Raw genomic sequence first — 21,812 nt, 5'->3', positions numbered from 1 at the left:
GGGCGGTTCAAGCTTTGTCCACAACCTGCGCCTTGGCATCCGGCAAGGTGAAACCGGACACCGAACGACGCAACTGACTGGCCATTTTAGCCAGGTTGCCGATGCTGTCGGCCGTGGCGGTGGAACCCGACGACGTCTGCGAGGTGATCTGCTGGATCACGTTCATCGTCAGGGAAATCTGGCCGGCCGACGACGTCTGCTGTTGTGCGGCATTGGAGATGCTCTGGATCAGCGCCGCGAGCGTCTTCGACACACCCTCGATTTCTTCCAGGGCCACACCGGCATCCTGCGCCAGTCGGGCGCCGCGCACCACTTCGGTCGTCGTCTGCTCCATGGAGATAACGGCCTCGTTGGTGTCGGTCTGGATTGCCCGCACCAGGGTCTCGATCTGCCGGGTGGCGGCTGAAGAGCGCTCGGCCAGCCGCTGCACTTCATCGGCCACCACGGCGAAACCGCGACCGGCGTCGCCGGCCATGGACGCCTGGATGGCCGCGTTGAGGGCGAGGATGTTGGTCTGATCGGCAATGTCATCGATCAGGCTGACAATGTCGCCGATTTCCTGGGACGACTCGCCAAGACGCTTGATGCGCTTGGCGGTGTCCTGAATCTGCTCGCGAATGTTGTCCATGCCGTGGATGGTGTTGTGTACCACCTCGTTGCCCTTGTTGGCGATTTCCACCGAGCGCTCGGCAACCGCCGAAGATTCAGCGGCATTGGCCGACACCTGGTCGATGGACTCGGCCATGTCGTTGATCGCCATCGAGGCCTCGGAAATCTGCTGGGCCTGATGTTCCGAAGCCTGGGCCAGGTGCATGGCGGTGGCCTGGGTTTCCTGTACGGCGGCGGCGACCTGGCCGGCGGTGAGGTTGATGGTCGCGACCAGATCGCGCAACTGGTCGACGGAGTAATTGATCGAGTCGGCGATGGTGCCGGTGAAGTCTTCCGTCACCGAGGCCGTCACCGTGAGGTCGCCGTCGGCCAGGTCTTCGATCTCGTCGAGCAAACGCATGATCGCGTTCTGGTTACGCTCGTTTTTTTCGGCGGTTTCGCGCAGCTGGCGATTGGTTTCGCGCACCATCACCAGGCCGATCAGGATGATCGACGTCAGCGCCAGCAAGCCCAGCACATAACCGCCTATGGTGTCGGTGGTGCGCCCGCCGACCATGTTTTCAAAACCGCTGGCCAGGTGTGAGGCTTCGTCGAGCAGGGTTTGCGACAGACTGAAAATGTTCGAGGCCGATTCACGAACCTTGAACAGCTCAGGCGAGGTTTCGAGGATCTCGTCCACCGAGCCCGAGACGAACTCGAACAGCTCGGCGATTTCCGCCAGTCGCGCACGGGCGTCGTGGTCTTCGACCTGGCTGACCTTGAGCGCCGGGTCGCCTTGGAGCATGCCGTTGAGCACCTTGCCGAACTGCGTCGCGTCACGCCCGAACGCATCGGCGGCCTGCTGTGAGTTTTCGTCGCCGGCCAATACCGTATTGACCGCACCGAGGATCCGCTCGGCCAGCAGCGATTGGCGCTGGGCCATGGCCACCTGGGCTGCCGGGGCGCCCCGTTGCAGGAGGATCTCGACGACTTTTTCGTACTCGACCTGCAATTGCGGCACGGTTTCAGCCAGCGTCGCGGCGACCTGATGCAGGGACAGTACGGTTTGCTCGCTGGAGAGAATCGCGTCGGTGTTTTTCAGCAGGTGTTCCCAGTCCTGTTGCACCGCGCGCATCTCTGGACGCACGGTGGCGGGGGCCGGTGGCAGGCTGGTGGCCGGGTCGCCCTTCTTCAGATAGCCCCAGCGCCGGGCAAAATCGTTGCGCGCATCGCTGAGCAACTTGAATGCGGCAGCCTTGCCGGCGGCCGCTTCGGTGGCGTTCTTGGCGATACGCTGGGACAACACGCGCAGTTCGCCGGCGTGGCCGATGTACTGTTTGTCGTAGGTAGCCTGGGTGTTGAGATACGCGAAGTTGGCGAACAGCAGCATGATGAAGACGATCAGCGCGATAAACAGCACGATGATCTGCGACCGGCTGCGCGACCCTTCCATTGGCTTGCCTGCTTTTGTTTTTATCATCGGTCCTCGCCTGTTAACCAACACCCTGTAATGCCCGCCGAAGAAACTGTGGGAGCGGGCTTGCCCGCGATAGCGGTGTATCAGTCGACACTGATGCTGGCTGTCAGTCCGTCATCGCGAGCAAGCTCGCTCCCACTGGTTTTCCGTTGTACCGGCTACACCGCGACGTTCATAAACCCCTGAGACCGCGCCAACGCAAACGGGCTGAACACCTGCCAGCACTGCCCGCGCTGAAACCGGCCTTTGACGAATGCCGCCACCGGCCCTTTCAACTCCTCTGCCGGCACCGGCTCCAGGCTGTCCCGGGCAAAGTGCTGGAGGCCGACGACTTCATCGACCAGCAACCCGGCAAACACCTCATCGTGGTCCACCACCAACACCCGGCGTTGCCGGCGCACCGCTGAAAGTTCGTGCCCGAAGAAACCGCTCAGATCCATGACCGGCAGCAATCGCCCGCGCAGGTTGGCGACACCCTTGACCCAGGATTTGACCCCCGGCAGCTGAGTGAGTCGCGGCTCATGCAAGACTTCGCTGACTTCACTCATGGGCGCGACATACCAGTGCTCGCCCAGGCGAAAACCGATGCCGCTCCAGCTGTCCCGACGGGTCGGCTGGGACGGCAAGTCCGCCGCCAGCAAACGACAGCGCTGGTCGATCTGCAGCAGCAGTTCGAAAGCCGTCAGCGACTCGTTCATGCCTTGACGATCAACCGGCCAGCACGTTGTTAAGGGTCTTGATCAGGGTCTCTTCATCGACCGGTTTGGTCAGGTAGTCCTTGGCGCCCTGGCGCGTACCCCAGACCTTGTCGGTGTCCTGGTCCTTGGTGGTGATGATGATCACCGGGATGTGTCCGGTTTCCGGGTCCTTGGTCAACTGGCGTGTTGCCTGGAAGCCATTGAGGCCGGGCATGACGATGTCCATCAGGACGGCGTCGGGCTTTTCCTGGCGGGCCAGGGCTACGCCGTCGGCGCCGTTTTCGGCTTTCAAGACTTCATGACCATGCTTTTCCAGCATGCCGGTCAGTTTGTACATTTCGGTCGGCGAATCATCGACGATCAGAATACGTGCCATGGTCTTCCCCATTCTTGTCGACGCAGGGCCCGATGGCCGAGCGTCACTGTGCGTGTCCTACTGCGGCAAAACAGCGGCGAAACCAGGTACATGGGCCTGGATCGCATCGAGCAATTCTTCCTTGCTGAAAGGCTTGGTCAAAAACTGGTCGGAGCCGACGATGCGCCCCTTGGCCTTGTCGAACAGGCCATCCTTGGATGACAGCATAATCACCGGGGTGGACTTGAACGCACTGTTGTTCTTGATCAGGGCGCAGGTCTGATAGCCATCCAGGCGCGGCATCATGATGTCGACAAAGATGATGCCGGGGTGGTTGTCGGCAATCTTGGCCAGGGCATCGAAGCCGTCGATGGCCGTGATGACCTCACAACCCACGTTCTTGAGCAGCGTTTCGGCGGTACGACGGATCGTCTTCGAATCGTCGATCACCATGACCTTCAAGGCGCTGGGGTGCTGTTCCATAAGATGCTCTGCGTCGCCTTTACGAATCAAATTGTCCGTTTGCGGGTAATTGGCGGCTCGAAACCCTTGATACTCAAGGGCCAGCACGGCATGGCAGCCTTTTTAGCACAGTCTCCAGAACCAATCTATCGGCCGACCGGGACGATGGTTTTTCCTTGACCGCAAACACACTCAGCGCCACTCTGACGCCACTTTTATACGGCCCTTTGGCCTGATCGCTTTTTGTGGGAGCGAGCCTGCTCGCGATGGTGTATCAGCTGCATTGATGTGGACTGACACGCCATCGCGAGCAGGCTCGCTCCTACAGAAGATCAACGTCCGGCCCCCAAATTTCGAGGAAAACCCAATGAGCGTTCGCGTCGGGATTGTCATGGACCCTATCGCCAGCATTTCCTATAAAAAGGATAGCTCGCTGGCCATGCTGCTGGCCGCGCAGAAGCGTGGCTGGGAGCTGTTCTACATGGAACAGCGCGACCTGTATCAGGGCGAAGGTGAGGCCCGGGCGCGGATGCGTCCGCTGCAGGTGTTCGCCAATCCGGAAAAATGGTTCGAACTGGGCGCCGAAAACGACGCGCTGCTGAGCGATCTGGACGTGATCCTGATGCGCAAGGATCCGCCGTTCGACATGGAGTTCGTCTACTCCACCTACTTGCTGGAACAGGCCGAGCGCGCCGGTGTGCTGGTGGTCAACAAGCCGCAGAGCCTGCGCGACTGCAACGAAAAGCTGTTCGCCACGCTGTTCCCGCAGTGCACGCCGCCGACCGTGGTCAGCCGTCGCGCCGACGTGTTGCGTGAGTTCGCCGCCAAACACGGCGATGTGATCCTCAAGCCGCTGGACGGCATGGGCGGCACGTCGATCTTCCGTCACCGCGCGGGCGATCCGAACCTGTCGGTGATCCTCGAAACCCTCACGGCCCTCGGCGCCCAGCAGATCATGGGCCAGGCCTACCTGCCGGCCATCAAGGATGGCGACAAGCGCATCCTGATGATCGACGGCGAGCCTGTGGATTATTGCCTGGCACGGATTCCGGCCCAGGGCGAAACCCGTGGCAACCTCGCCGCCGGCGGCCGTGGCGAAGCCCGTCCGCTGACCGAAAAGGATCGCTGGATCGCCGCACAAGTCGGCCCGACCCTGCGTGAAAAAGGCCTGTTGTTCGTTGGCCTGGACGTGATCGGCGAGCACCTGACCGAGATCAACGTCACCAGCCCGACCTGCATCCGCGAAATCGACAATGCCTTTGGCACCGATATCGGCGGCCTGCTGATGGATGCCATCGATCAGAAGCTCAAGGCACGTTGATTAGCCAAACCAACATTGCGTTATCATGCGCGGCCTGTGAAAACGCGATGTTGGTTTCCTTGTCATGACCCTCCCGTCCGATCTGCCTGCCGAACTCGCCCACCGAGGCGTGCGCCCGGCCGATCGCCTCGGTTTTACCCTGTTCCTGGCGGCGCTGATCCACCTGGCCTTGCTGCTGGGTGTCGGGTTTGCCGTGGTCGAGCCCAAGCAGATCAGCAAAACCCTGGAAATCACCCTCGCCACCTTCAAAAGCGAAAAGAAGCCTGAAAAGGCCGATTTCCTGGCGCAAGAGAACCAGCAAGGCAGCGGCACCCTGGATAAAAAGGCGATTCCCAAGACCACCGAGGTCGCGCCCTTCCAGGACAACAAGGTACAGAAAGTCACGCCACCGCCGGCCGCCAAGCCAGAAGTGCAGGTAGCCCCACCGAAGGCTGCCGTGACCACCGTGGCGCCGAAACCGAAAAAAGCCCCCGCCAAGACCGAGGAGCCCAAGACCGAGGTCAAACCTCAGGTCCAGGCGCCGACGTTCGACAGTGAGCGGCTGTCCAGCGACATCGCCAGCCTCGAAGCGGAACTGGCCGCCGAACAACAACTGTACGCCAAGCGCCCGCGCATCCACCGCTTGAGCGCCGCCTCGACCATGCGCGACAAGGGCGCCTGGTACAAGGACGAATGGCGCAAGAAAGTCGAGCGCATCGGCAACCTCAATTACCCCGACGAAGCACGGCGCAAACAGATCTACGGCAATTTGCGCCTGATGGTGTCGATCAACCGTGACGGCTCGCTGTATGAGGTGCTGGTGCTGGAATCTTCAGGCCAGCCGCTGCTGGACCAGGCGGCGCAACGGATAGTCCGGCTGGCGGCGCCGTTCGCACCCTTTACCGGGGATCTATCGGATGTTGACCGGCTGGAGATCATCCGGACCTGGAAGTTTGCCCGCGGCGATCGCCTCTCAAGCAACTGACCCGCACAAATCCCCCTGTAGGAGCGAGCTTGCTCGCGATGGTCGCCAACGATAACGCTGCAAGCCTGACACCCCGCAGTGCTCTCAGGTTCATCGCGAGCAAGCTCGCTCCTACAGAATTACGGCATTTCCTGCGCATCCCCGGCTTGTCAGTTCGCCCCTCGAACGCCACACTAGCGCACATGAAAAACGTCAGCCCCAGCTACCTCAAGCATCAATTCCTGATCGCCATGCCGCACATGGCCGACCCGAACTTTGCGCACACCTTGACCTACATCGTCGAGCACACGGCCAATGGTGCCATGGGGCTGGTGGTCAACCGTCCGCAAGAACTGAACCTGGCCGATATCCTTGAGCAATTACGCCCGGAAATCGAACCGCCAGCGCTCTGCCAGCATGTGCCGATCTTCATCGGCGGCCCGGTGCAAACCGATCGCGGCTTCGTCCTTCACCCCAAGGGGCAGAGTTTCCAGGCGACCGTTGATCTGGAAGATGAGTTGTCCCTGTCGACGTCCCAGGACGTCCTGTTTGCCATCGCTGACGGCGTCGGCCCGGCAAAAAGCCTGATCGCCCTCGGTTATGCCGGCTGGGAAGCCGGGCAACTGGAGGCCGAACTGGCGCAGAACGCCTGGCTGAACTGCCCGTTTGACGCCGATATCCTGTTCAACACCAGCAGCGAACTTCGCCTGGAAGCGGCCGCCAGGCACCTGGGCGTCAACCTCAGCCTGCTGACCAGCCAGGCGGGGCACGCCTGATGGCCCTGAAGCTGATTCTGGGTTTTGACTATGGCACCAAACAGATCGGCGTTGCGGTCGGCCAGGTGATTACCGGCCAGGCCCGTGAGCTGTGCACCCTGAAAGCGCAGAACGGCATTCCTGACTGGAACCAGGTCGAAGCCCTCATCAAAGAGTGGAAACCCGATGCCGTGGTGGTCGGCCTGCCGCTGAACATGGACGGCACGCCCAGCGACATGTGCGCCCGCGCGGAAAAGTTCGCCCGGCGCCTGAACGGCCGCTTCAACCTGCCCTTCTATACCCACGATGAACGCCTGACCACCTTCGAGGCCAAGGGCGAACGCCTGGCTCGTGGCGGTCAGAAAGGCAGTTACCGCGACAACCCGGTCGACGCCATCGCCGCCGCCCTGCTGCTGCAAGGCTGGCTCGACGAAAATGGCGCACTGTTCGAATCCTGAAGAGCCGCGATGCGTCTCTCTTAGCTACAACCCGAGCCACCTTGCATGAAACCCGGCTCGGGCCCAAGAAGGAGCAACCATGAGCCTGCCCAATCCCGCCGAACTGATCAGCCAGATGGCCACGCGCCTGAAGGCCCACCTGGAACACCGTGGCATCAGCGACCCGCGCTTCATCGGCATTCGTACCGGCGGCGTCTGGGTGGCCCAGGCCCTGCTCAAGGAACTGGGCAGCAATGAGCCCCTCGGCACCCTCGACGTGTCCTTCTACCGCGACGATTTCAGCCAGAACGGCCTGCACCCGCAGGTTCGCCCTTCGGCGCTGCCGTTCGAGATCGAAGGCCAGCACCTGGTGCTGATCGACGACGTGCTGATGAGCGGCCGGACCATCCGCGCCGCCATGAACGAACTGTTCGACTACGGCCGCCCGGCCAGCGTGACGCTGGTGTGCCTGCTGGACCTGGACGCCGGCGAACTGCCGATCCGCCCGAACGTGGTGGGCGCGACCCTGTCGCTGGCCGCCCACGAACGGGTGAAACTGTCCGGCCCGGAGCTCGCGCTCGAACTGCAAGACCTCGCCCTTTAATTCGCCCTATTGAGAGTCCCCCTTGCGATGACGCCTCTAGACACCAAGCGCCCGCTGCAGCTCAATGATCAGGGCCAGCTGCGCCACTTCCTCTCGCTCGACGGTTTGCGCCGTGAGCTGTTGACGGAAATCCTCGACACCGCCGATTCCTTCCTCGAAGTCGGCGCCCGGGCCGTGAAGAAAGTCCCGTTGCTGCGCGGCAAGACCGTGTGCAATGTGTTCTTCGAGAACTCGACCCGTACCCGCACCACCTTCGAACTGGCGGCTCAACGGCTCTCGGCGGACGTGATCACCCTCAACGTGTCCACGTCGTCCGCGAGCAAGGGCGAGACCCTGCTCGACACTCTGCGTAACCTGGAAGCCATGGCCGCCGACATGTTCGTCGTGCGCCACGGTGATTCCGGCGCCGCGCACTTCATCGCCGAGCATGTCTGCCCGCAAGTGGCGATCATCAACGGTGGTGACGGCCGGCACGCGCACCCGACCCAGGGCATGCTCGACATGCTCACCATCCGCCGGCACAAGGGCGGTTTCGAAAACCTTTCGGTGGCCATCGTCGGCGACATCCTGCACTCGCGGGTCGCTCGCTCGAACATGCTGGCCCTGAAAACCCTCGGCTGCCCGGACATTCGCGTGATCGCACCGAAGACCCTGCTGCCGATTGGCATCGAGCAATACGGCGTGAAGGTCTACACCGACATGACCGAAGGCCTGAAGGACGTCGACGTGGTGATCATGTTGCGTCTGCAGCGTGAACGCATGACCGGCGGCCTGCTGCCGAGCGAAGGCGAGTTCTACCGCCTGTTCGGCCTGACCACCGCGCGCCTGGCCGGCGCCAAACCCGATGCCATTGTGATGCACCCGGGGCCGATCAACCGCGGCGTGGAAATCGAGTCGGCAGTGGCCGACGGCCCGCACTCGGTAATCCTCAACCAGGTGACCTACGGGATCGCCATTCGTATGGCCGTGCTGTCCATGGCCATGAGCGGGCAGACTGCGCAGCGTCAATTCGAGCAGGGCCAATTCGAACAGGAGAACGCACAGTGAAGCTCAGCATTCTCGGCGCCCGCGTGATCGATCCGGCCAGCGGCCTGGATCAAGTGACCGATATCCACATTGAAGCCTGCAAAGTCGTCGCCCTTGGCGCGGCGCCCGCCGGTTTTGTCGCCGTCGACACGATCGACGCCAAAGGCCTGGTGGCCGCTCCCGGCCTGGTCGACCTCAATGTTGCCCTGCGCGAGCCGGGTTACAGCCGCAAAGGCTCGATTGTCAGCGAAACCCGCGCGGCGGCGGCTGGCGGCGTGACCAGTCTGTGCTGCCCACCGAAGACCAAACCGGTGCTGGACACCTCGGCGGTGGCCGAACTGATCCTCGACCGCGCCCGTGAGGCCGGCAACACCAAAGTCTTCCCGATTGGCGCCCTGAGCAAAGGCCTGGACGGTGAGCAACTGGCCGAGCTGGTTGCCTTGCGCGACGCCGGTTGCGTGGCCTTCGGCAACGGCCTGGAAAGCTTCCGCAACACCCGCACCCTGTGCCGGGCGCTGGACTACGCGGCAACGTTCGACCTGACGGTGATTTTCAACTCCCAGGATCACGACCTGGCCGAAGGTGGCCTGGCTCACGAAGGCCCGACCGCCAGTTTCCTTGGCTTGCCGGGCATCCCGGAAAGCGCCGAAACCGTCGCCCTGGCCCGGGACCTGCTGCTGGTTGAACAGACCGGCGTGCGCGCGCACTTCAGCCAGCTCACCAGTGCCCGCGGCGTGGAACTGATCGCCCAGGCCCAAGCCCGGGGCCTGAAGGTGACCGCGGATGTCGCCCTGTACCAGTTGATCCTGACCGACGAAGCCCTGATCGACTTCAGCAGCCTGTATCACGTCCAGCCGCCGCTACGCACCCGCGCCGACCGCGATGGCCTGCGCGCAGCGGTGAAATCCGGCGTGATCTCGGCCATCTCCAGCCATCACCAACCCCATGAGCGTGACGCCAAGCTGGCACCGTTCGGCGCGACCGAGCCGGGCATCAGCAGCGTTGAACTGCTGTTGCCGCTGGCGATGACCCTGGTCGAAGACGGCTTGCTGGACCTGCCGACGCTGCTGAAACGCCTGAGCGCCGGCCCTGCCGAGGCCTTGCGCCTGCCGGCAGGCAAACTGGCGGTGGGTGGTGCGGCGGACATCGTGCTGTTTGACCCGGAGACCTCGACCGTCGCGGGCGAAACCTGGTTGTCGAAGGGCGAGAACTGCCCGTTCATTGGTCACAGTTTGCCGGGTGTGGTGCGTTACACCCTGGTGGATGGGCGTATTAGCCACCAGGCTTAAAAACAAAAGATCGCAGCCTGCGGCAGCTCCTACAGGCTGCGATCTTTTGCGCTTCGCTTATCGTCTCTGCGCGTTACGCACCGACACCTGGTCATTCAACGTCCAGAAGTCATACAGCACCCCAAGAAAGAACAACCCGCCGGTGAGCAGGTACAGCAGCCCACTGATCCATTTCCCCTGATACATCCGGTGCACACCGAACACCCCGAGAAACGTCAGCAGAATCCACGCCACGTTGTATTCGATGGGCCCCGCGGTAAACCGAAGGTCAGCCTCGCGATCCATCGCCGGGATCAGGAACAGGTCGATCAGCCAGCCGATGCCCAGCAAACCAAAGGTGAAGAACCAGATCGTCCCGGTCACCGGCTTGCCGTAATAGAAGCGGTGAGCGCCGGTAAATCCGAAAATCCACAGCAAATAACCGATCACTTTGCTGTGGGTGTCTTGCTGCGGAAAAGTCTGTTGATAGGGGTTCATGAATGACCTCGATTCACGCGATAGATAAATATTCTTCATTTCTTTGTGACTTTTTTACAGGCACCCGACGTATGGCAAATGCTACCTTCACTCCCGTCAAAGCCTTGTAACACCGGACTTCTGTCCGACAATTGCGCCATTTTGCCGCTTTTTTGCCACCATTGTCCCCCAGGTTGAATCGACCAACGGCCTCGGAAGCGGCAAAAAAGCTGTTATAAAGTTGCGCGCTAACTTATTAAGAGCCTTGCCTAATGCGTTCATTTTTCAAGACATGGCTAACCATTTGCCTTTTGATGCCACTGGCCGCCCACGCCACCAATCGTGAGCAACGTCTTCCTAACGTTAATGGTTACACCCCTAAATCCCATGTCTCTGCTCCTTCGAGCAAAGACAAGAAATCCGCCAAATATGCTCCAAGCCTGGCCAACAGCAAAAGCGGCCTGGTTCCTCCGATGGGCACCAAGGAAAGCAGCGACGTGCTGAGCCGCGCCGTGAACGTCCTTGGCACTCCTTATCGTTGGGGCGGCAGCAGCCCAAGCAAAGGCTTCGATTGCAGCGGCCTGGTGAAATACGCGTTCAACGACGCCACGTTCGACCTGCCACGCACCTCCAATGCCATGGCCAGCGGTCATGGGGAGAAAGTCGATCGCAACGATCTGAAGCCGGGCGACCTGATTTTCTTCAACATCAAGAGCCGCCGGGTCAATCACGTCGCCATTTACCTGGGCAACGACCGTTTCATCCACGCGCCACGTCGCGGCAAGTCGGTGAGCATCGACACCTTGAAGAAACCGTACTGGGAAAACCACTACGTGGTTGCCAAGCGGGTTCTGCCGAAAGAGCCGAATCAGATGCGGGTTGTTCAGCGCTGATTGAAACAAGGTCAAAGGATCGCAGCCTTCGGCAGCTCCTACAGGACACATCCTGTGTAGGAGCTGCCGAAGGCTGCGATCTTTTGCTTTAAGGGCGATCAAAACCCCTCCGGCGACCTCGCCTTCTCCCGCGCATGATCACGACTGATCACCCCCTTGGTCACCAGGTCCTTCAAGCACATATCCAGCGTCTGCATTCCCAACGCGCCTCCCGACTGAATCGCCGAGTACATCTGCGCCACCTTGTCCTCGCGGATCAGGTTGCGGATCGCCGACGTCCCCAGCATGATCTCGTGGGCCGCGATGCGTCCGCCGCCGACCTTCTTCACCAGCGTCTGGGACACCACCGCCAGCAGCGACTCGGAGAGCATCGAGCGCACCATTGACTTCTCGTCCCCTGGAAACACGTCCACCACCCGGTCAATGGTCTTCGCCGCCGACGTGGTGTGCAGCGTGCCGAACACCAGATGGCCGGTTTCGGCCGCGGTCAACGCCAGGCGTATGGTTTCCAGATCGCGCATCTCCCCCACCAGAATCACGTCCGGGTCCTCCCGCAACGCCGAGCGCAGGGCCGTGGCGAAGCTGCGGGTATCGCGGTGGACCTCACGCTGGTTGATCAGACACTTGCGAGGCTCGTGGACAAACTCGATAGGGTCTTCAATGGTGAGGATGTGGTGATGGCGATGGTTATTGAGGTAATCGATCATCGCCGCCAGCGTGGTGGACTTTCCGGAGCCGGTCGGGCCGGTCACCAGCACCAGGCCGCGGGGAGCGTCGGTCATTTTGCGAAACACTTCTCCCATGCCCAGTTCGTCCATGCTCTGCACTTTCGCCGCAATGGTCCGAAACACCGCACCCGCGCCTCGGCTCTGATTGAACGCATTGGCCCGAAAACGCGCCACACCGGGCACGTCAAAGGAAAAGTCGATTTCCAGATGCTTCTCAAAGTCCGCCCGCTGGGTGTCATTCATGATGGCATCGATCAGCGCCTGCACCTGTTGGTGGTCCAGGGCCGGCAGGTTGATGCGCCGCACATCGCCATCCACCCGAATCATCGGCGGCAGGCCAGCAGACAAATGCAGGTCCGACGCCCCCTGTTTGGCGCTGAACGCCAGCAGTTCAGTGATATCCATAGCGCCTCTCAATTCCAGTAGAATGCCGCGAACCTTCAGACCGCTGGCGCCTCTTGATGTCCACCATAGCAGACAACATTCTCGAAGTTAGTTCGCGCATCCATGCCGCAACACTTGCCGCCAATCGCGCCGAAAACAGCGTCCATCTGCTGGCCGTGAGCAAGACCAAACCCGCACAGGACCTGCGTGAAGCCTACGCCGCCGGCCTGCGCGACTTTGGCGAGAACTACCTGCAGGAAGCGCTGGGCAAACAACTTGAACTGGCCGACCTGCCCTTGATCTGGCACTTCATCGGCCCCATTCAATCGAACAAGACTCGTGCTATCGCCGAGCACTTCGACTGGGTGCATTCCGTGGATCGCCTGAAAATCGCACAACGCCTATCCGAACAACGTCCTGCCGATTTGCCGCCCCTGAATATCTGCATTCAGGTCAACGTCAGCGGTGAAGCCAGCAAATCCGGCTGCACCCCGGCTGACCTGCCGGCCCTGGCCAGTGCCATCAGCGCCTTGCCGCGCCTGACGTTGCGCGGGCTGATGGCCATCCCTGAGCCGACCGAAGATCGCGCCGCCCAGGACGCCGCGTTTGCGGCCGTGCAAAGCCTGCAAGCCAGCCTGAACCTGCCACTCGACACACTTTCCATGGGCATGAGCCACGACCTTGAGTCGGCCATTGCCCAGGGCGCCACCTGGGTCCGTATCGGTACGGCCCTGTTTGGCGCCCGTGATTACGATCGGCCATAACCCATGACCGACTCTCTTCTTTATAAGGACCTGACATGAGCAAGACGCGTATTGCCTTTATCGGTGCCGGCAACATGGCCGCCAGCCTGATCGGCGGCCTGCGGGCCAAGGGTCTGGAAGCCGCGCAGATTCGCGCCAGCGATCCGGGCGAAGAAACCCGCGCTCGCGTGAGCGCTGAACACGGCATCGAAACCTTCGCCGACAACGCCCAGGCCATCGACGGCGCCGACGTCGTCGTCCTTGCGGTCAAGCCGCAGGCGATGAAAGCCGTGTGCGAAGCGATTCGCCCAAGCCTCAAGCCTAACCAACTGGTGGTGTCGATTGCAGCAGGCATCACCTGCGCCAGCATGAACAACTGGCTCGGCGCCCAGCCGATCGTGCGCTGCATGCCCAACACCCCGGCGCTACTGCGTCAGGGCGTGAGCGGCTTGTTCGCAACAGCCCAAGTGAGCGCCGAACAGCGTCAGCAAGCCCAGGAGCTGCTGTCTGCGGTCGGCATCGCCTTATGGCTCAATGAAGAGCAGCAACTGGATGCCGTCACCGCCGTTTCCGGCTCGGGCCCGGCGTATTTCTTCCTGCTGATCGAGGCCATGACCGCCGCCGGGGTGAAACTTGGCCTGCCGGCGGACATCGCCGCACAACTGACCCTGCAAACCGCACTGGGCGCCGCGCACATGGCGGTCTCCAGCGACGTCGACGCGGCCGAGCTGCGCCGTCGTGTCACCTCCCCAGCGGGCACCACGGAAGCTGCAATCAAGTCGTTCCAGGCCAATGGTTTTGAAGCCCTGGTCGAAAAAGCACTCGGCGCTGCTGCGCATCGCTCGGCCGAAATGGCCGAACAACTGGGTCAATAAGGAGCTTTTCATGATTGGATTGAACACCGCAGCGGTCTACGTGCTGCAAACCCTCGGCAGCCTGTACCTGCTGATCGTGCTGATGCGCTTCGTGCTGCAACTGGTGCGGGCGAACTTCTACAACCCGATCTGCCAGTTCATCGTCAAGGCCACCCAGCCCCTGCTCAAGCCGCTGCGCCGGATCATCCCGAGCGTGTTCGGCCTGGACATGTCCTCGCTGGTGCTGGCGATCCTGGTGCAACTGGCCCTGATGGCCCTGACCCTGTTGCTGACCTACGGCACCACCGGCAATCCGCTGCAACTGCTGATCTGGTCGATCATCGGTGTGACCGCGCTATTCCTGAACATCTTCTTCTTTGCCCTGATCATCAGCGTGATCCTGTCCTGGGTCGCACCGGGCAGCCATAACCCGGGCGCCGAACTGGTGAACGACGTCTGCGAGCCGGCCCTGGCGCCATTCCGCAAGTTCCTGCCAAACCTGGGCGGGCTTGATCTGTCGCCGATCTTTGCGTTCCTGGCGATCAAACTGATCGACATGCTGGTGATCAACAACCTCGCCGCCTTGACCATGATGCCGCAAATCCTCCGCGTACTGATCTGACCCGGTGAGCTGGTTTCGCTGGGACGGTGACGACCTGATTCTGGAGTGTCACCTGCAACCGGCAGCCCGTAGCGATGATTTCTGCGGGCTGCACGGCGATCGCCTGAAGATCCGCCTGACCGCGCCGCCAGTCGAGGGCAAGGCCAACGCGTACCTGATGGCGTTTCTGGCCAAGGCCTTTGGCGTGTCCAAGAGCCAGGTCAGCTTGATCAGTGGCGAGTTGAACCGGCAGAAGCGGGTGCGAATCTGTTCGCCGAAGAAGTTGCCGGACCTTCCCGACCTGAAACGCTGAACCCACTGTAGGAGCTGGCTTGCCAGCGATCCAGGCAACGCGGTGTGTCAGGCCCGCCGCCTCGCCGGCAAGCCGGCTCCTACAGAGGGCAAGGGTTAGCTTGCTGCTAGGGTCGGCGGTCTTTAGACTTACGCCTCATTTCAATGAGAGCAGGGTCGATGCCAGCTGCCTTTCCCCCCGATTCTGTTGGTCTGGTGACGCCGCAAGTGGCGCACTTCAGCGAGCCGCTGGCTTTGGCCTGTGGTCGTTCGCTCCCGGCCTATGACCTGATCTACGAAACCTACGGCACGCTCAACGCCACGGCGAGCAATGCCGTGCTGATCTGCCACGCCTTGTCCGGGCACCACCACGCTGCCGGCTATCACAGCCCCGACGACCGTAAACCCGGTTGGTGGGACAGCTGCATCGGCCCCGGCAAGCCAATCGACACCAACAAGTTCTTTGTGGTCAGCCTGAACAACCTCGGCGGCTGCAACGGCTCCACCGGCCCGAGCAGCATCAACCCGGACACCGGCAAGCCGTTCGGCGCCGATTTCCCGGTATTGACCGTCGAAGATTGGGTGCACAGTCAGGCGCGCCTGGCCGATCGCCTCGGCATCGCCCAGTTCGCGGCCGTGATCGGCGGCAGCCTCGGCGGCATGCAAGCGATGCAATGGAGCATCACCTACCCCGACCGCATCCGTCACTGCCTGGCCATCGCCTCGGCCCCCAAGCTGTCGGCACAGAACATCGCGTTCAACGAAGTGGCGCGCCAGGCGATCCTGACCGACCCTGAATTCCACGGCGGTTCGTTCCAGGAACAGGGCGTGATCCCCAAGCGCGGCCTGATGCTGGCGCGGATGGTCGGGCACATCACCTACCTGTCCGACGACTCCATGGGCGAGAAATTCGGCCGCGGCCTGAAGAGCGAGAAGCTCAACTACGACTTCCACAGCGTCGAGTTCCAGGTCGAAAGCTACCTGCGCTATCAGGGCGAAGAGTTCTCCGGGCGCTTCGACGCCAACACGTACCTGTTGATGACCAAGGCGCTCGATTACTTCGATCCGGCGGCGAACTTCGACGATAACCTGGCGAAAACCTTCGAAGGCGCGAAAGCCAAGTTCTGCGTGATGTCGTTCACCACCGACTGGCGCTTCTCCCCTGCCCGCTCGCGCGAGCTGGTGGACGCGCTGATGGCCGCGCGCAAGGACGTCTGCTACCTCGAGATCGACGCACCCCAAGGCCACGACGCCTTCCTGATTCCGATCCCGCGCTACCTGCAGGCATTCGGCAATTACATGAACCGCATTACGTTGTGAGAAAGCCATGAGAGCTGATCTGGAAATCATCCAGGAATGGATCCCCGCCGGCAGCCGCGTGCTCGACCTCGGGTGCGGCGATGGCGAACTGCTGACCTGGCTGCGCGACAACAAGCAAGTCACCGGTTATGGCCTGGAAAACGACGCCGACAACATCGCCGAGTGCGTGGCCAAGGGCATCAACGTCATCGAACAGGACCTGGACAAGGGCCTGGGCAACTTCGCCAGCAACAGTTTCGACATCGTGGTCATGACCCAGGCCCTGCAAGCCGTGCACTACCCGGACAAGATCCTCGAAGAAATGCTGCGCGTGGGCCGTCAGTGCATCATCACCTTCCCCAATTTCGGTCACTGGCGCTGCCGCTGGTACCTGGCGAGCAAGGGCCGGATGCCGGTTTCCGAGTTCCTGCCGTACACCTGGTACAACACGCCGAACATCCACTTCTGCACCTTCGCGGACTTTGAAGCCTTGTGTCGCGAACGTGAAGCGAAGGTCATTGATCGGCTTGCCGTGGATCAACAGCATCGGCACGGGTGGGCCAGTAAGCTATGGCCTAATCTGTTAGGTGAGATCGGAATCTACCGTGTCAGCAGTCCGGGACTTTCCGACCACAAGGTCGCGGTCTGATCCACCCTATTTCAAGGAGAACGATCATGGGTCGTCTTGCTTTGTTTCTACTCACTGCCTGCCTGAGCGTCACCGCCATGGGCGCCGAAGCCATCAAGGGCGAGCGCCAGGAAACCTTTGGCGACGTGACGGTGCACTACAACACCTTCAACTCCACCTACCTGACCCCGGACATTGCCAAGTCCGCCGAACTGATCCGCAGCAAGAACCAGGGCGTGATCAATGTCTCGGTGCTCAAGGAAGGCAAGCCACTGATGGCCCAGGTGAGCGGTTCGGTCAAAGACCTGACCAGCCAGACGGTGCCACTGCAGTTCAAACAGATCACCGAACAAGGCGCGATCTACTACATTGCGCAATATCCGGTGGATCAGCAGGAAGTCCGCACCTTCGACATCAAGGTGCAGACCGGTGACAAAATCAACACCATCAATTTCAACCAAGAGCTCTTCCCTGGCCAATGATCAACTTCACGCAACTCGTATTGGCCAGCCATAACGCCGGCAAACTCAAGGAACTCCAGGCCATGCTCGGCGAATCGGTGCATCTGCGCTCGATCGGCGAGTTCAGCAGCGTCGAGCCTGAAGAAACCGGTCTGTCGTTCGTCGAGAACGCCATCCTCAAGGCCCGTAATGCCGCGCGCATTTCCGGTTTGCCGGCACTGGCCGACGATTCCGGGCTGGCGGTGGATTTCCTCGGTGGTGCGCCAGGCATTTATTCGGCGCGCTATGCCGACGGCAAGGGCGATGCGGCGAACAACGCCAAGCTCCTCGACGTGCTGAAAGACGTGCCTGAAGCCGAGCGTGGGGCGCAGTTCGTCTGCGTGCTGGCACTGGTACGTCACGCCGACGATCCGTTGCCGATCCTCTGCGAAGGTTTGTGGCACGGGCGAATCCTGACCCAGGCCAGCGGCGAACACGGTTTTGGCTACGATCCGCTGTTCTGGGTGCCGGAGCGCGATTGCTCCAGCGCCGAACTGAGCCCTGCCGACAAGAACCAGATCAGCCACCGCGCCCGTGCAATGGATCTGCTGCGCCAGCGTCTGGGCTTGAAATGACCCGTGAATCATCCGCTTCGCCGCTGATCTTCGGCGGCGATGCTTCATCGCCCCGGGCGGCATTGCCTGTGTTGCCGCCCCTGGCGCTGTACATCCACATCCCGTGGTGTGTGCGTAAATGCCCTTATTGCGACTTCAACTCCCACACCGCCAGCCCTGTGCTGCCGGAAGAAGAGTATGTCGACGCGTTGCTGGCTGATCTCGACCAGGACCTGCACGCCGTCCATGGCCGTGAACTGAGCTCGATCTTCTTTGGTGGCGGCACGCCGAGCCTGTTCAGCGCCGATTCCCTTGGTCGCTTGCTCAAAGGCGTCGAACAACGCATCCCCTTTGCCAGCGACATCGAAATCACGCTGGAGGCCAACCCGGGGACGTTCGAGCAAGACAAGTTCGTGGCGTACCAGAAACTGGGGATCAATCGCCTGTCGATCGGCATCCAGAGTTTCCAGCAGGAAAAACTCCAGGCCCTGGGCCGGATTCACAACGGCGACGAAGCCGTACGCGCCGCCGGTATGGCGCGGCAGGCCGGCTTCGATAACTTCAACCTGGACTTGATGCATGGCTTGCCGAATCAGTCCCTGGACGATGCCTTGGCCGACCTGCGCACCGCCATCGCCCTGAAACCGACTCACCTGTCGTGGTATCAACTGACCCTGGAACCGAACACGGTGTTCTGGAACCAGCCGCCGACACTGCCGGAAGACGACACGCTGTGGGACATTCAGGAGGCCGGGCAAGCGCTGCTGGCCGAACACGGTTACGCACAGTACGAAGTCTCGGCCTATGCCCTGCCCGGTCGCCCGGCGCGACACAACCTCAATTACTGGAGTTTCGGCGACTTCATCGGCATCGGTGCCGGCGCCCACGGCAAGCTCAGTCACCCGGACGGGCGCATTGTCCGCACCTGGAAAACCCGCCTGCCGAAGGATTACCTGAATCCGGCGAAAAGCTTCCTGGCCGGCGAGAAAGCGCTGGGCAACGATGAAATGCCGTTCGAATTCCTGATGAACGCGCTGCGCCTGACTGAAGGCGTCGAATCGCGGCTGTACCCTGAACGTACCGGCATGCCCCTGGAAAGCCTTGCTGAAGGTCGCCGTGAAGCCGAACAAAGCGGCCTGTTGCAGGTCGAACCGTCACGCCTGGTAGCCACGATGCGCGGACAACTCTTCCTCAACGACTTGCTGCAGAAATTTCTGACATAAGGAAATCGAATGGATTTGGTACTCGACCTGCTTGCCACCGTGTCTCGCTGGAGCCGCAGCAACCTCTCGGAAATCGCCCTGGCCCTGGTGGGCTGCCTGCTGGTGCTGTTTGGTGCGGATTTCAAAGGCTGGGTCGAGCAGCGCCTGGGCAGCATCGCCGGCGCCTTGCGCGTGCCACTGATGGCCCTGCTGTGCATGATCGGCAGCGGCGCGGCGCTGATCTACGCCACGCCGTGGGTCGTACGCGGCTTGAGCCAGTTCAACAACTACAGCCTGGCGCCGGTGTTGTTGGTGGTGTTGGTGTTGATTGGCGTGGTCGCGGATCGCCGCTAATCCTGCAGCACACACAAAACAACTGTGGGAGCGAGCTTGCTCGCGATGGGGCCATAACATCCAACATCTCTGTTGACTGTCAGGCCGCCATCGCGAGCAAGCTCGCTCCCACAGGTTTTACGCCAGTTTCTCGAACTTCAAATCCCACACGCCATGCCCAAGACGTTCGCCACGGCGTTCGAACTTGGTGATCGGCCGCTCGGCCGGGCGCGGTACGCACTTGCCGTCTTCGGCGAGGTTGCGGTAACCCGGGGCGACATTCATCACTTCCAGCATGTATTCGGCGTACGGTTCCCAGTCGGTGGCCATGTGCAGAATGCCGCCGACCTTCAACTTGCTGCGCACCAGCTCGGCGAAGGACGCCTGGACGATACGGCGCTTGTGGTGACGGCTCTTGTGCCACGGATCCGGGAAAAACAGCATCAGCCGGTCAAGGCTGTTATCGGCCACGCAGCGGTTGAGCACTTCGATCGCATCGCAATCGTAGACCCGCAGATTGGTCAGGCCTTGCGTCAGCACGCCATTGAGCAGCGCCCCGACACCCGGACGGTGCACTTCTACGCCGATGAAATCCTGGTCCGGCGCAGCCGCTGCCATTTCCAGCAGCGAATGGCCCATGCCGAAACCGATTTCCAGCGAGCGCGGTGCCGAGCGACCGAACACCTGGTCGAAGTCCACCGGCGCGTCGGCCAGCGGCAGCACGAACAGCGGCGTGCCCTGCTCCAGGCCTTTTTGCTGGCCTTCGGTCATGCGCCCGGCGCGCATCACGAAACTCTTGATGCGGCGGTGTTGGCGCTCGTCGCCTTCTTCCGTCTGGATTGGCGTGTCGTTCGATTCAGTCATCAATGGCTCTTACTTGATCAGACCATCCAGCGGCGAAGAGGCGCTGGCATAGAGTTTTTTCGGCATACGGCCGGCGAGGTAAGCCAGGCGGCCTGCGACGATCGCATGTTTCATGGCTTCAGCCATCATGACCGGCTGCTGGGCGTGGGCGATGGCCGAGTTCATCAGCACAGCATCACAACCCAGCTCCATGGCGATGGTGGCGTCGGAAGCGGTACCGACGCCGGCATCCACCAGTACCGGAATTTTGGCTTCTTCAAGAATGATCTGCAGGTTGTACGGATTGCAGATCCCCAGACCCGAACCGATCAGACCGGCCAAAGGCATCACCGCGATGCAGCCGATTTCCGCCAACTGACGGGCGATGATCGGATCATCACTGGTGTAGACCATCACGTCGAAGCCTTCCTTGACCAGCGTTTCGGCGGCCTTGAGGGTTTCGATCACGTTGGGGAACAGGGTTTTCTGATCGGCCAATACTTCCAGCTTCACCAGGTTGTGGCCGTCGAGCAGCTCACGGGCCAGGCGACAGGTGCGCACGGCTTCGACGGCGTCGTAGCAACCGGCGGTGTTCGGCAGGAAGGTGTAGCGATCCGGCGACAGCACTTCGAGCAGGTTCGGCTCGCCCTCGATCTGTCCGAGGTTGGTGCGACGCACGGCGAAGGTGACGATCTCGGCACCCGAGGCTTCGATGGCCAGGCGGGTTTCTTCCATGTCACGGTACTTGCCGGTACCGACCAGCAAACGCGACTGGTAAGTACGACCGGCCAGGACGAAAGGCTTGTCGCTGCGAACGATGCTCATGGGAAATCCTCTGTAGGGATGAGGTACTTGCAGAATTCTGTGGCCACTCGGCCGAGACTACTAGCCGCCGCCGATGGCGTGCACCACTTCGACGTTGTCGCCGTCGTTCAACCTGGTGTCTGCATGCTGGCTGCGCGGGACGATATCCAGATTGAGTTCGACCGCCACCCGGCGTCCGGTCAGGTCCAGACGGGTGAGCAGGGCCGCAACGGTTTCACCGTCGGGCAGTTCAAAGGATTCGCCGTTCAACTGAATGCGCATGCCGGATGCCGCCATCATTTTTTGGGGCAGGCATTCTAGCTTGATCATGACCTAAAGGTCAGCAACAAGCGTCAAGCGGTAGGCTACAAACGCCAGGCGGCCAGGCCCAGGCAAAACCAGCCAACCAGAAACGCCAGGCCACCGAACGGGGTGATGATGCCGAGCTTGCTGATGCCCGTCAGCGTCAGCACGTAAAGACTGCCGGAGAACAGCAGGATACCGATGGCAAACGACGCGCAGGCCCAAGTGGCGAGTCGACCGGGAATTTGCGTGGCCAGCGCGGCGACACCGAGCAGCGCCAAGGCATGCACCAGTTGATAGGTGACGCCAGTGTGGAAGATCGCCAGGTACTCGGCGCTCAGGCGGTTCTTCAGCCCATGGGCGGCAAAGGCCCCGAGGCCGACACCGGTGAAGCCGAAAAAAGCGGCCAGCATCAGAAAGCCACGCAGCATGCAGAACTCC

Annotated in this window: 28 protein-coding genes; 18 read left to right on the top strand and 10 right to left on the bottom strand. The window is 61.5% G+C overall.

Annotated features, from left to right (window positions below; genetic code table 11):
* Window positions 1–7: 7 nt before the first annotated feature.
* The 4 genes from KW841_RS02375 to pilG all read right to left on the bottom strand — a co-directional run bounded on the left by KW841_RS02375 (window position 8) and on the right by pilG (window position 3,601).
* Window positions 8–2,068, bottom strand: coding sequence for a methyl-accepting chemotaxis protein (locus KW841_RS02375; RefSeq protein WP_218473289.1), 2,061 nt, complete (start codon window positions 2,066–2,068; stop codon window positions 8–10).
* 155 nt (window positions 2,069–2,223) lie between these two features.
* The gene (locus KW841_RS02370; protein WP_218473287.1) at window positions 2,224–2,763 is read right to left on the bottom strand and encodes a chemotaxis protein CheW; all 540 of its coding nucleotides are present in this window, start codon (window positions 2,761–2,763) and stop codon (window positions 2,224–2,226) included.
* A 10-nt stretch (window positions 2,764–2,773) separates the two neighbouring features.
* Window positions 2,774–3,139, bottom strand: coding sequence for a twitching motility response regulator PilH (gene pilH, locus KW841_RS02365; RefSeq protein ID WP_007975417.1), 366 nt, complete (start codon window positions 3,137–3,139; stop codon window positions 2,774–2,776).
* Window positions 3,140–3,196: 57 nt separating this feature from the next.
* Complete coding sequence (gene pilG / locus KW841_RS02360) at window positions 3,197–3,601, bottom strand: twitching motility response regulator PilG (protein ID WP_007987791.1); 405 nt, start codon at window positions 3,599–3,601, stop codon at window positions 3,197–3,199.
* A gap of 346 nt (window positions 3,602–3,947) precedes the next feature.
* On the opposite strand from pilG, the gene gshB reads away from it, so the two are divergent.
* The 7 genes from gshB to KW841_RS02325 all read left to right on the top strand — a co-directional run bounded on the left by gshB (window position 3,948) and on the right by KW841_RS02325 (window position 9,955).
* Complete coding sequence (gshB, locus tag KW841_RS02355; RefSeq protein WP_218473285.1) at window positions 3,948–4,901, top strand: glutathione synthase; 954 nt, start codon at window positions 3,948–3,950, stop codon at window positions 4,899–4,901.
* Between the two features lie 64 nt (window positions 4,902–4,965).
* Window positions 4,966–5,865, top strand: coding sequence for an energy transducer TonB (locus KW841_RS02350; protein ID WP_218473283.1), 900 nt, complete (start codon window positions 4,966–4,968; stop codon window positions 5,863–5,865).
* Between the two features lie 182 nt (window positions 5,866–6,047).
* Window positions 6,048–6,620, top strand: a complete 573-nt coding sequence (locus tag KW841_RS02345) for a YqgE/AlgH family protein (RefSeq protein ID WP_015097200.1) — start codon at window positions 6,048–6,050, stop codon at window positions 6,618–6,620.
* Window positions 6,620–7,057 carry a Holliday junction resolvase RuvX gene (ruvX, locus tag KW841_RS02340; RefSeq protein WP_007975412.1) on the top strand — a complete coding sequence of 146 codons (438 nt, stop codon included), beginning with the start codon at window positions 6,620–6,622 and terminating at the stop codon, window positions 7,055–7,057. The genes KW841_RS02345 and ruvX overlap by 1 nt, the downstream gene beginning before the upstream one ends.
* A 79-nt stretch (window positions 7,058–7,136) precedes the next feature.
* The gene (gene pyrR, locus KW841_RS02335; protein WP_015097201.1) at window positions 7,137–7,640 is read left to right on the top strand and encodes a bifunctional pyr operon transcriptional regulator/uracil phosphoribosyltransferase PyrR; all 504 of its coding nucleotides are present in this window, start codon (window positions 7,137–7,139) and stop codon (window positions 7,638–7,640) included.
* 27 nt (window positions 7,641–7,667) lie between these two features.
* Window positions 7,668–8,687 carry an aspartate carbamoyltransferase catalytic subunit gene (locus KW841_RS02330; protein WP_104450136.1) on the top strand — a complete coding sequence of 340 codons (1,020 nt, stop codon included), beginning with the start codon at window positions 7,668–7,670 and terminating at the stop codon, window positions 8,685–8,687.
* Window positions 8,684–9,955 carry a dihydroorotase gene (locus KW841_RS02325; RefSeq protein WP_218473281.1) on the top strand — a complete coding sequence of 424 codons (1,272 nt, stop codon included), beginning with the start codon at window positions 8,684–8,686 and terminating at the stop codon, window positions 9,953–9,955. The genes KW841_RS02330 and KW841_RS02325 overlap by 4 nt, the downstream gene beginning before the upstream one ends.
* Window positions 9,956–10,012: 57 nt before the next feature.
* Here KW841_RS02325 and KW841_RS02320 read toward each other — a convergent pair whose 3' ends face one another.
* Window positions 10,013–10,432: an NINE protein gene (locus KW841_RS02320; RefSeq protein ID WP_116579628.1), complete on the bottom strand. Its 420-nt coding sequence runs from the start codon at window positions 10,430–10,432 to the stop codon at window positions 10,013–10,015.
* Window positions 10,433–10,683: 251 nt separating this feature from the next.
* Between KW841_RS02320 and KW841_RS02315 the strand changes: the two genes are divergently transcribed.
* Window positions 10,684–11,304 (top strand): C40 family peptidase, encoded by a 621-nt coding sequence (locus KW841_RS02315; RefSeq protein ID WP_104450138.1) that lies wholly within the window; start codon window positions 10,684–10,686, stop codon window positions 11,302–11,304.
* 98 nt (window positions 11,305–11,402) lie between these two features.
* Here the strand turns inward: KW841_RS02315 and KW841_RS02310 are convergent, their stop codons facing one another.
* Window positions 11,403–12,437, bottom strand: a complete 1,035-nt coding sequence (locus KW841_RS02310) for a type IV pilus twitching motility protein PilT (RefSeq protein WP_218473278.1) — start codon at window positions 12,435–12,437, stop codon at window positions 11,403–11,405.
* Between the two features lie 56 nt (window positions 12,438–12,493).
* On the opposite strand from KW841_RS02310, the gene KW841_RS02305 reads away from it, so the two are divergent.
* The 10 genes from KW841_RS02305 (at window position 12,494) to KW841_RS02260 (ending at window position 19,442) form a co-directional block, all read left to right on the top strand.
* A complete protein-coding gene (locus KW841_RS02305) occupies window positions 12,494–13,180 on the top strand; it encodes a YggS family pyridoxal phosphate-dependent enzyme (RefSeq protein WP_015097206.1) in 687 nt (228 codons plus the stop codon).
* Between the two features lie 35 nt (window positions 13,181–13,215).
* Window positions 13,216–14,034 (top strand): pyrroline-5-carboxylate reductase, encoded by an 819-nt coding sequence (gene proC / locus KW841_RS02300; RefSeq protein WP_218473276.1) that lies wholly within the window; start codon window positions 13,216–13,218, stop codon window positions 14,032–14,034.
* A 10-nt stretch (window positions 14,035–14,044) separates the two neighbouring features.
* The gene (locus KW841_RS02295) at window positions 14,045–14,635 is read left to right on the top strand and encodes a YggT family protein (RefSeq protein WP_007975402.1); all 591 of its coding nucleotides are present in this window, start codon (window positions 14,045–14,047) and stop codon (window positions 14,633–14,635) included.
* Between the two features lie 4 nt (window positions 14,636–14,639).
* On the top strand, window positions 14,640–14,927 hold the full coding sequence (locus tag KW841_RS02290; RefSeq protein ID WP_103395773.1) for a DUF167 domain-containing protein: 288 nt from the start codon (window positions 14,640–14,642) through the stop codon (window positions 14,925–14,927).
* 158 nt (window positions 14,928–15,085) lie between these two features.
* Complete coding sequence (locus KW841_RS02285) at window positions 15,086–16,225, top strand: homoserine O-acetyltransferase (RefSeq protein WP_218473274.1); 1,140 nt, start codon at window positions 15,086–15,088, stop codon at window positions 16,223–16,225.
* A gap of 7 nt (window positions 16,226–16,232) precedes the next feature.
* Window positions 16,233–16,853, top strand: a complete 621-nt coding sequence (gene metW / locus KW841_RS02280; protein ID WP_007975398.1) for a methionine biosynthesis protein MetW — start codon at window positions 16,233–16,235, stop codon at window positions 16,851–16,853.
* Between the two features lie 26 nt (window positions 16,854–16,879).
* A complete protein-coding gene (locus KW841_RS02275; protein WP_102699963.1) occupies window positions 16,880–17,314 on the top strand; it encodes a DUF4426 domain-containing protein in 435 nt (144 codons plus the stop codon).
* The gene (gene rdgB / locus KW841_RS02270; RefSeq protein WP_007975395.1) at window positions 17,311–17,907 is read left to right on the top strand and encodes an RdgB/HAM1 family non-canonical purine NTP pyrophosphatase; all 597 of its coding nucleotides are present in this window, start codon (window positions 17,311–17,313) and stop codon (window positions 17,905–17,907) included. Before KW841_RS02275 ends, rdgB begins: the two co-directional genes overlap by 4 nt.
* On the top strand, window positions 17,904–19,109 hold the full coding sequence (hemW, locus tag KW841_RS02265; protein ID WP_256357669.1) for a radical SAM family heme chaperone HemW: 1,206 nt from the start codon (window positions 17,904–17,906) through the stop codon (window positions 19,107–19,109). The genes rdgB and hemW overlap by 4 nt, the downstream gene beginning before the upstream one ends.
* A gap of 9 nt (window positions 19,110–19,118) precedes the next feature.
* Complete coding sequence (locus KW841_RS02260) at window positions 19,119–19,442, top strand: DUF3392 domain-containing protein (protein WP_007975393.1); 324 nt, start codon at window positions 19,119–19,121, stop codon at window positions 19,440–19,442.
* Between the two features lie 117 nt (window positions 19,443–19,559).
* Here KW841_RS02260 and trmB read toward each other — a convergent pair whose 3' ends face one another.
* The 4 genes from trmB to KW841_RS02240 form a co-directional block, all read right to left on the bottom strand.
* Window positions 19,560–20,285, bottom strand: coding sequence for a tRNA (guanosine(46)-N7)-methyltransferase TrmB (gene trmB, locus KW841_RS02255; protein ID WP_057712910.1), 726 nt, complete (start codon window positions 20,283–20,285; stop codon window positions 19,560–19,562).
* A gap of 9 nt (window positions 20,286–20,294) precedes the next feature.
* Window positions 20,295–21,089 carry a thiazole synthase gene (locus KW841_RS02250; protein ID WP_218473272.1) on the bottom strand — a complete coding sequence of 265 codons (795 nt, stop codon included), beginning with the start codon at window positions 21,087–21,089 and terminating at the stop codon, window positions 20,295–20,297.
* A gap of 60 nt (window positions 21,090–21,149) precedes the next feature.
* Window positions 21,150–21,350 carry a sulfur carrier protein ThiS gene (thiS, locus tag KW841_RS02245; protein ID WP_162130286.1) on the bottom strand — a complete coding sequence of 67 codons (201 nt, stop codon included), beginning with the start codon at window positions 21,348–21,350 and terminating at the stop codon, window positions 21,150–21,152.
* Between the two features lie 83 nt (window positions 21,351–21,433).
* The gene (locus KW841_RS02240) at window positions 21,434–21,802 is read right to left on the bottom strand and encodes a DUF423 domain-containing protein (RefSeq protein WP_218473270.1); all 369 of its coding nucleotides are present in this window, start codon (window positions 21,800–21,802) and stop codon (window positions 21,434–21,436) included.
* Window positions 21,803–21,812 lie beyond the last annotated feature (10 nt).

Origin of the sequence: Pseudomonas sp. PDM28, assembly GCF_019219115.1 — a bacterium.
Taxonomy (GTDB): Bacteria; Pseudomonadota; Gammaproteobacteria; order Pseudomonadales; family Pseudomonadaceae; genus Aquipseudomonas; species Aquipseudomonas laurylsulfatiphila.
The sequence above is the reverse complement of the archived record's forward strand: the minus strand, read 5'-3'. Positions and strand labels throughout refer to the sequence as shown.

What these genes read in the sequence shown, in the direction of transcription:
- ruvX (WP_007975412.1), top strand. Translation starts at nt 6,620, where the DNA reads ATGGCCCTGAAGCTGATTCTGGGTTTTGACTATGGCACCAAACAGATC.
- KW841_RS02315 (WP_104450138.1), top strand. Translation starts at nt 10,684, where the DNA reads ATGCGTTCATTTTTCAAGACATGGCTAACCATTTGCCTTTTGATGCCA.
- KW841_RS02250 (WP_218473272.1), bottom strand. Translation starts at nt 21,089, where the DNA reads ATGAGCATCGTTCGCAGCGACAAGCCTTTCGTCCTGGCCGGTCGTACT.
- thiS (WP_162130286.1), bottom strand. Translation starts at nt 21,350, where the DNA reads ATGCGCATTCAGTTGAACGGCGAATCCTTTGAACTGCCCGACGGTGAA.
- KW841_RS02370 (WP_218473287.1), bottom strand. Translation starts at nt 2,763, where the DNA reads ATGAACGAGTCGCTGACGGCTTTCGAACTGCTGCTGCAGATCGACCAG.
- proC (WP_218473276.1), top strand. Translation starts at nt 13,216, where the DNA reads ATGAGCAAGACGCGTATTGCCTTTATCGGTGCCGGCAACATGGCCGCC.
- KW841_RS02240 (WP_218473270.1), bottom strand. Translation starts at nt 21,802, where the DNA reads ATGCTGCGTGGCTTTCTGATGCTGGCCGCTTTTTTCGGCTTCACCGGT.
- pilH (WP_007975417.1), bottom strand. Translation starts at nt 3,139, where the DNA reads ATGGCACGTATTCTGATCGTCGATGATTCGCCGACCGAAATGTACAAA.
- KW841_RS02375 (WP_218473289.1), bottom strand. Translation starts at nt 2,068, where the DNA reads ATGATAAAAACAAAAGCAGGCAAGCCAATGGAAGGGTCGCGCAGCCGG.
- hemW (WP_256357669.1), top strand. Translation starts at nt 17,904, where the DNA reads ATGACCCGTGAATCATCCGCTTCGCCGCTGATCTTCGGCGGCGATGCT.
- KW841_RS02285 (WP_218473274.1), top strand. Translation starts at nt 15,086, where the DNA reads ATGCCAGCTGCCTTTCCCCCCGATTCTGTTGGTCTGGTGACGCCGCAA.
- KW841_RS02305 (WP_015097206.1), top strand. Translation starts at nt 12,494, where the DNA reads ATGTCCACCATAGCAGACAACATTCTCGAAGTTAGTTCGCGCATCCAT.
- rdgB (WP_007975395.1), top strand. Translation starts at nt 17,311, where the DNA reads ATGATCAACTTCACGCAACTCGTATTGGCCAGCCATAACGCCGGCAAA.
- KW841_RS02330 (WP_104450136.1), top strand. Translation starts at nt 7,668, where the DNA reads ATGACGCCTCTAGACACCAAGCGCCCGCTGCAGCTCAATGATCAGGGC.
- KW841_RS02320 (WP_116579628.1), bottom strand. Translation starts at nt 10,432, where the DNA reads ATGAACCCCTATCAACAGACTTTTCCGCAGCAAGACACCCACAGCAAA.
- KW841_RS02345 (WP_015097200.1), top strand. Translation starts at nt 6,048, where the DNA reads ATGAAAAACGTCAGCCCCAGCTACCTCAAGCATCAATTCCTGATCGCC.
- trmB (WP_057712910.1), bottom strand. Translation starts at nt 20,285, where the DNA reads ATGACTGAATCGAACGACACGCCAATCCAGACGGAAGAAGGCGACGAG.
- KW841_RS02350 (WP_218473283.1), top strand. Translation starts at nt 4,966, where the DNA reads ATGACCCTCCCGTCCGATCTGCCTGCCGAACTCGCCCACCGAGGCGTG.
- KW841_RS02310 (WP_218473278.1), bottom strand. Translation starts at nt 12,437, where the DNA reads ATGGATATCACTGAACTGCTGGCGTTCAGCGCCAAACAGGGGGCGTCG.
- metW (WP_007975398.1), top strand. Translation starts at nt 16,233, where the DNA reads ATGAGAGCTGATCTGGAAATCATCCAGGAATGGATCCCCGCCGGCAGC.
- KW841_RS02275 (WP_102699963.1), top strand. Translation starts at nt 16,880, where the DNA reads ATGGGTCGTCTTGCTTTGTTTCTACTCACTGCCTGCCTGAGCGTCACC.
- KW841_RS02260 (WP_007975393.1), top strand. Translation starts at nt 19,119, where the DNA reads ATGGATTTGGTACTCGACCTGCTTGCCACCGTGTCTCGCTGGAGCCGC.
- gshB (WP_218473285.1), top strand. Translation starts at nt 3,948, where the DNA reads ATGAGCGTTCGCGTCGGGATTGTCATGGACCCTATCGCCAGCATTTCC.
- KW841_RS02295 (WP_007975402.1), top strand. Translation starts at nt 14,045, where the DNA reads ATGATTGGATTGAACACCGCAGCGGTCTACGTGCTGCAAACCCTCGGC.
- pilG (WP_007987791.1), bottom strand. Translation starts at nt 3,601, where the DNA reads ATGGAACAGCACCCCAGCGCCTTGAAGGTCATGGTGATCGACGATTCG.
- pyrR (WP_015097201.1), top strand. Translation starts at nt 7,137, where the DNA reads ATGAGCCTGCCCAATCCCGCCGAACTGATCAGCCAGATGGCCACGCGC.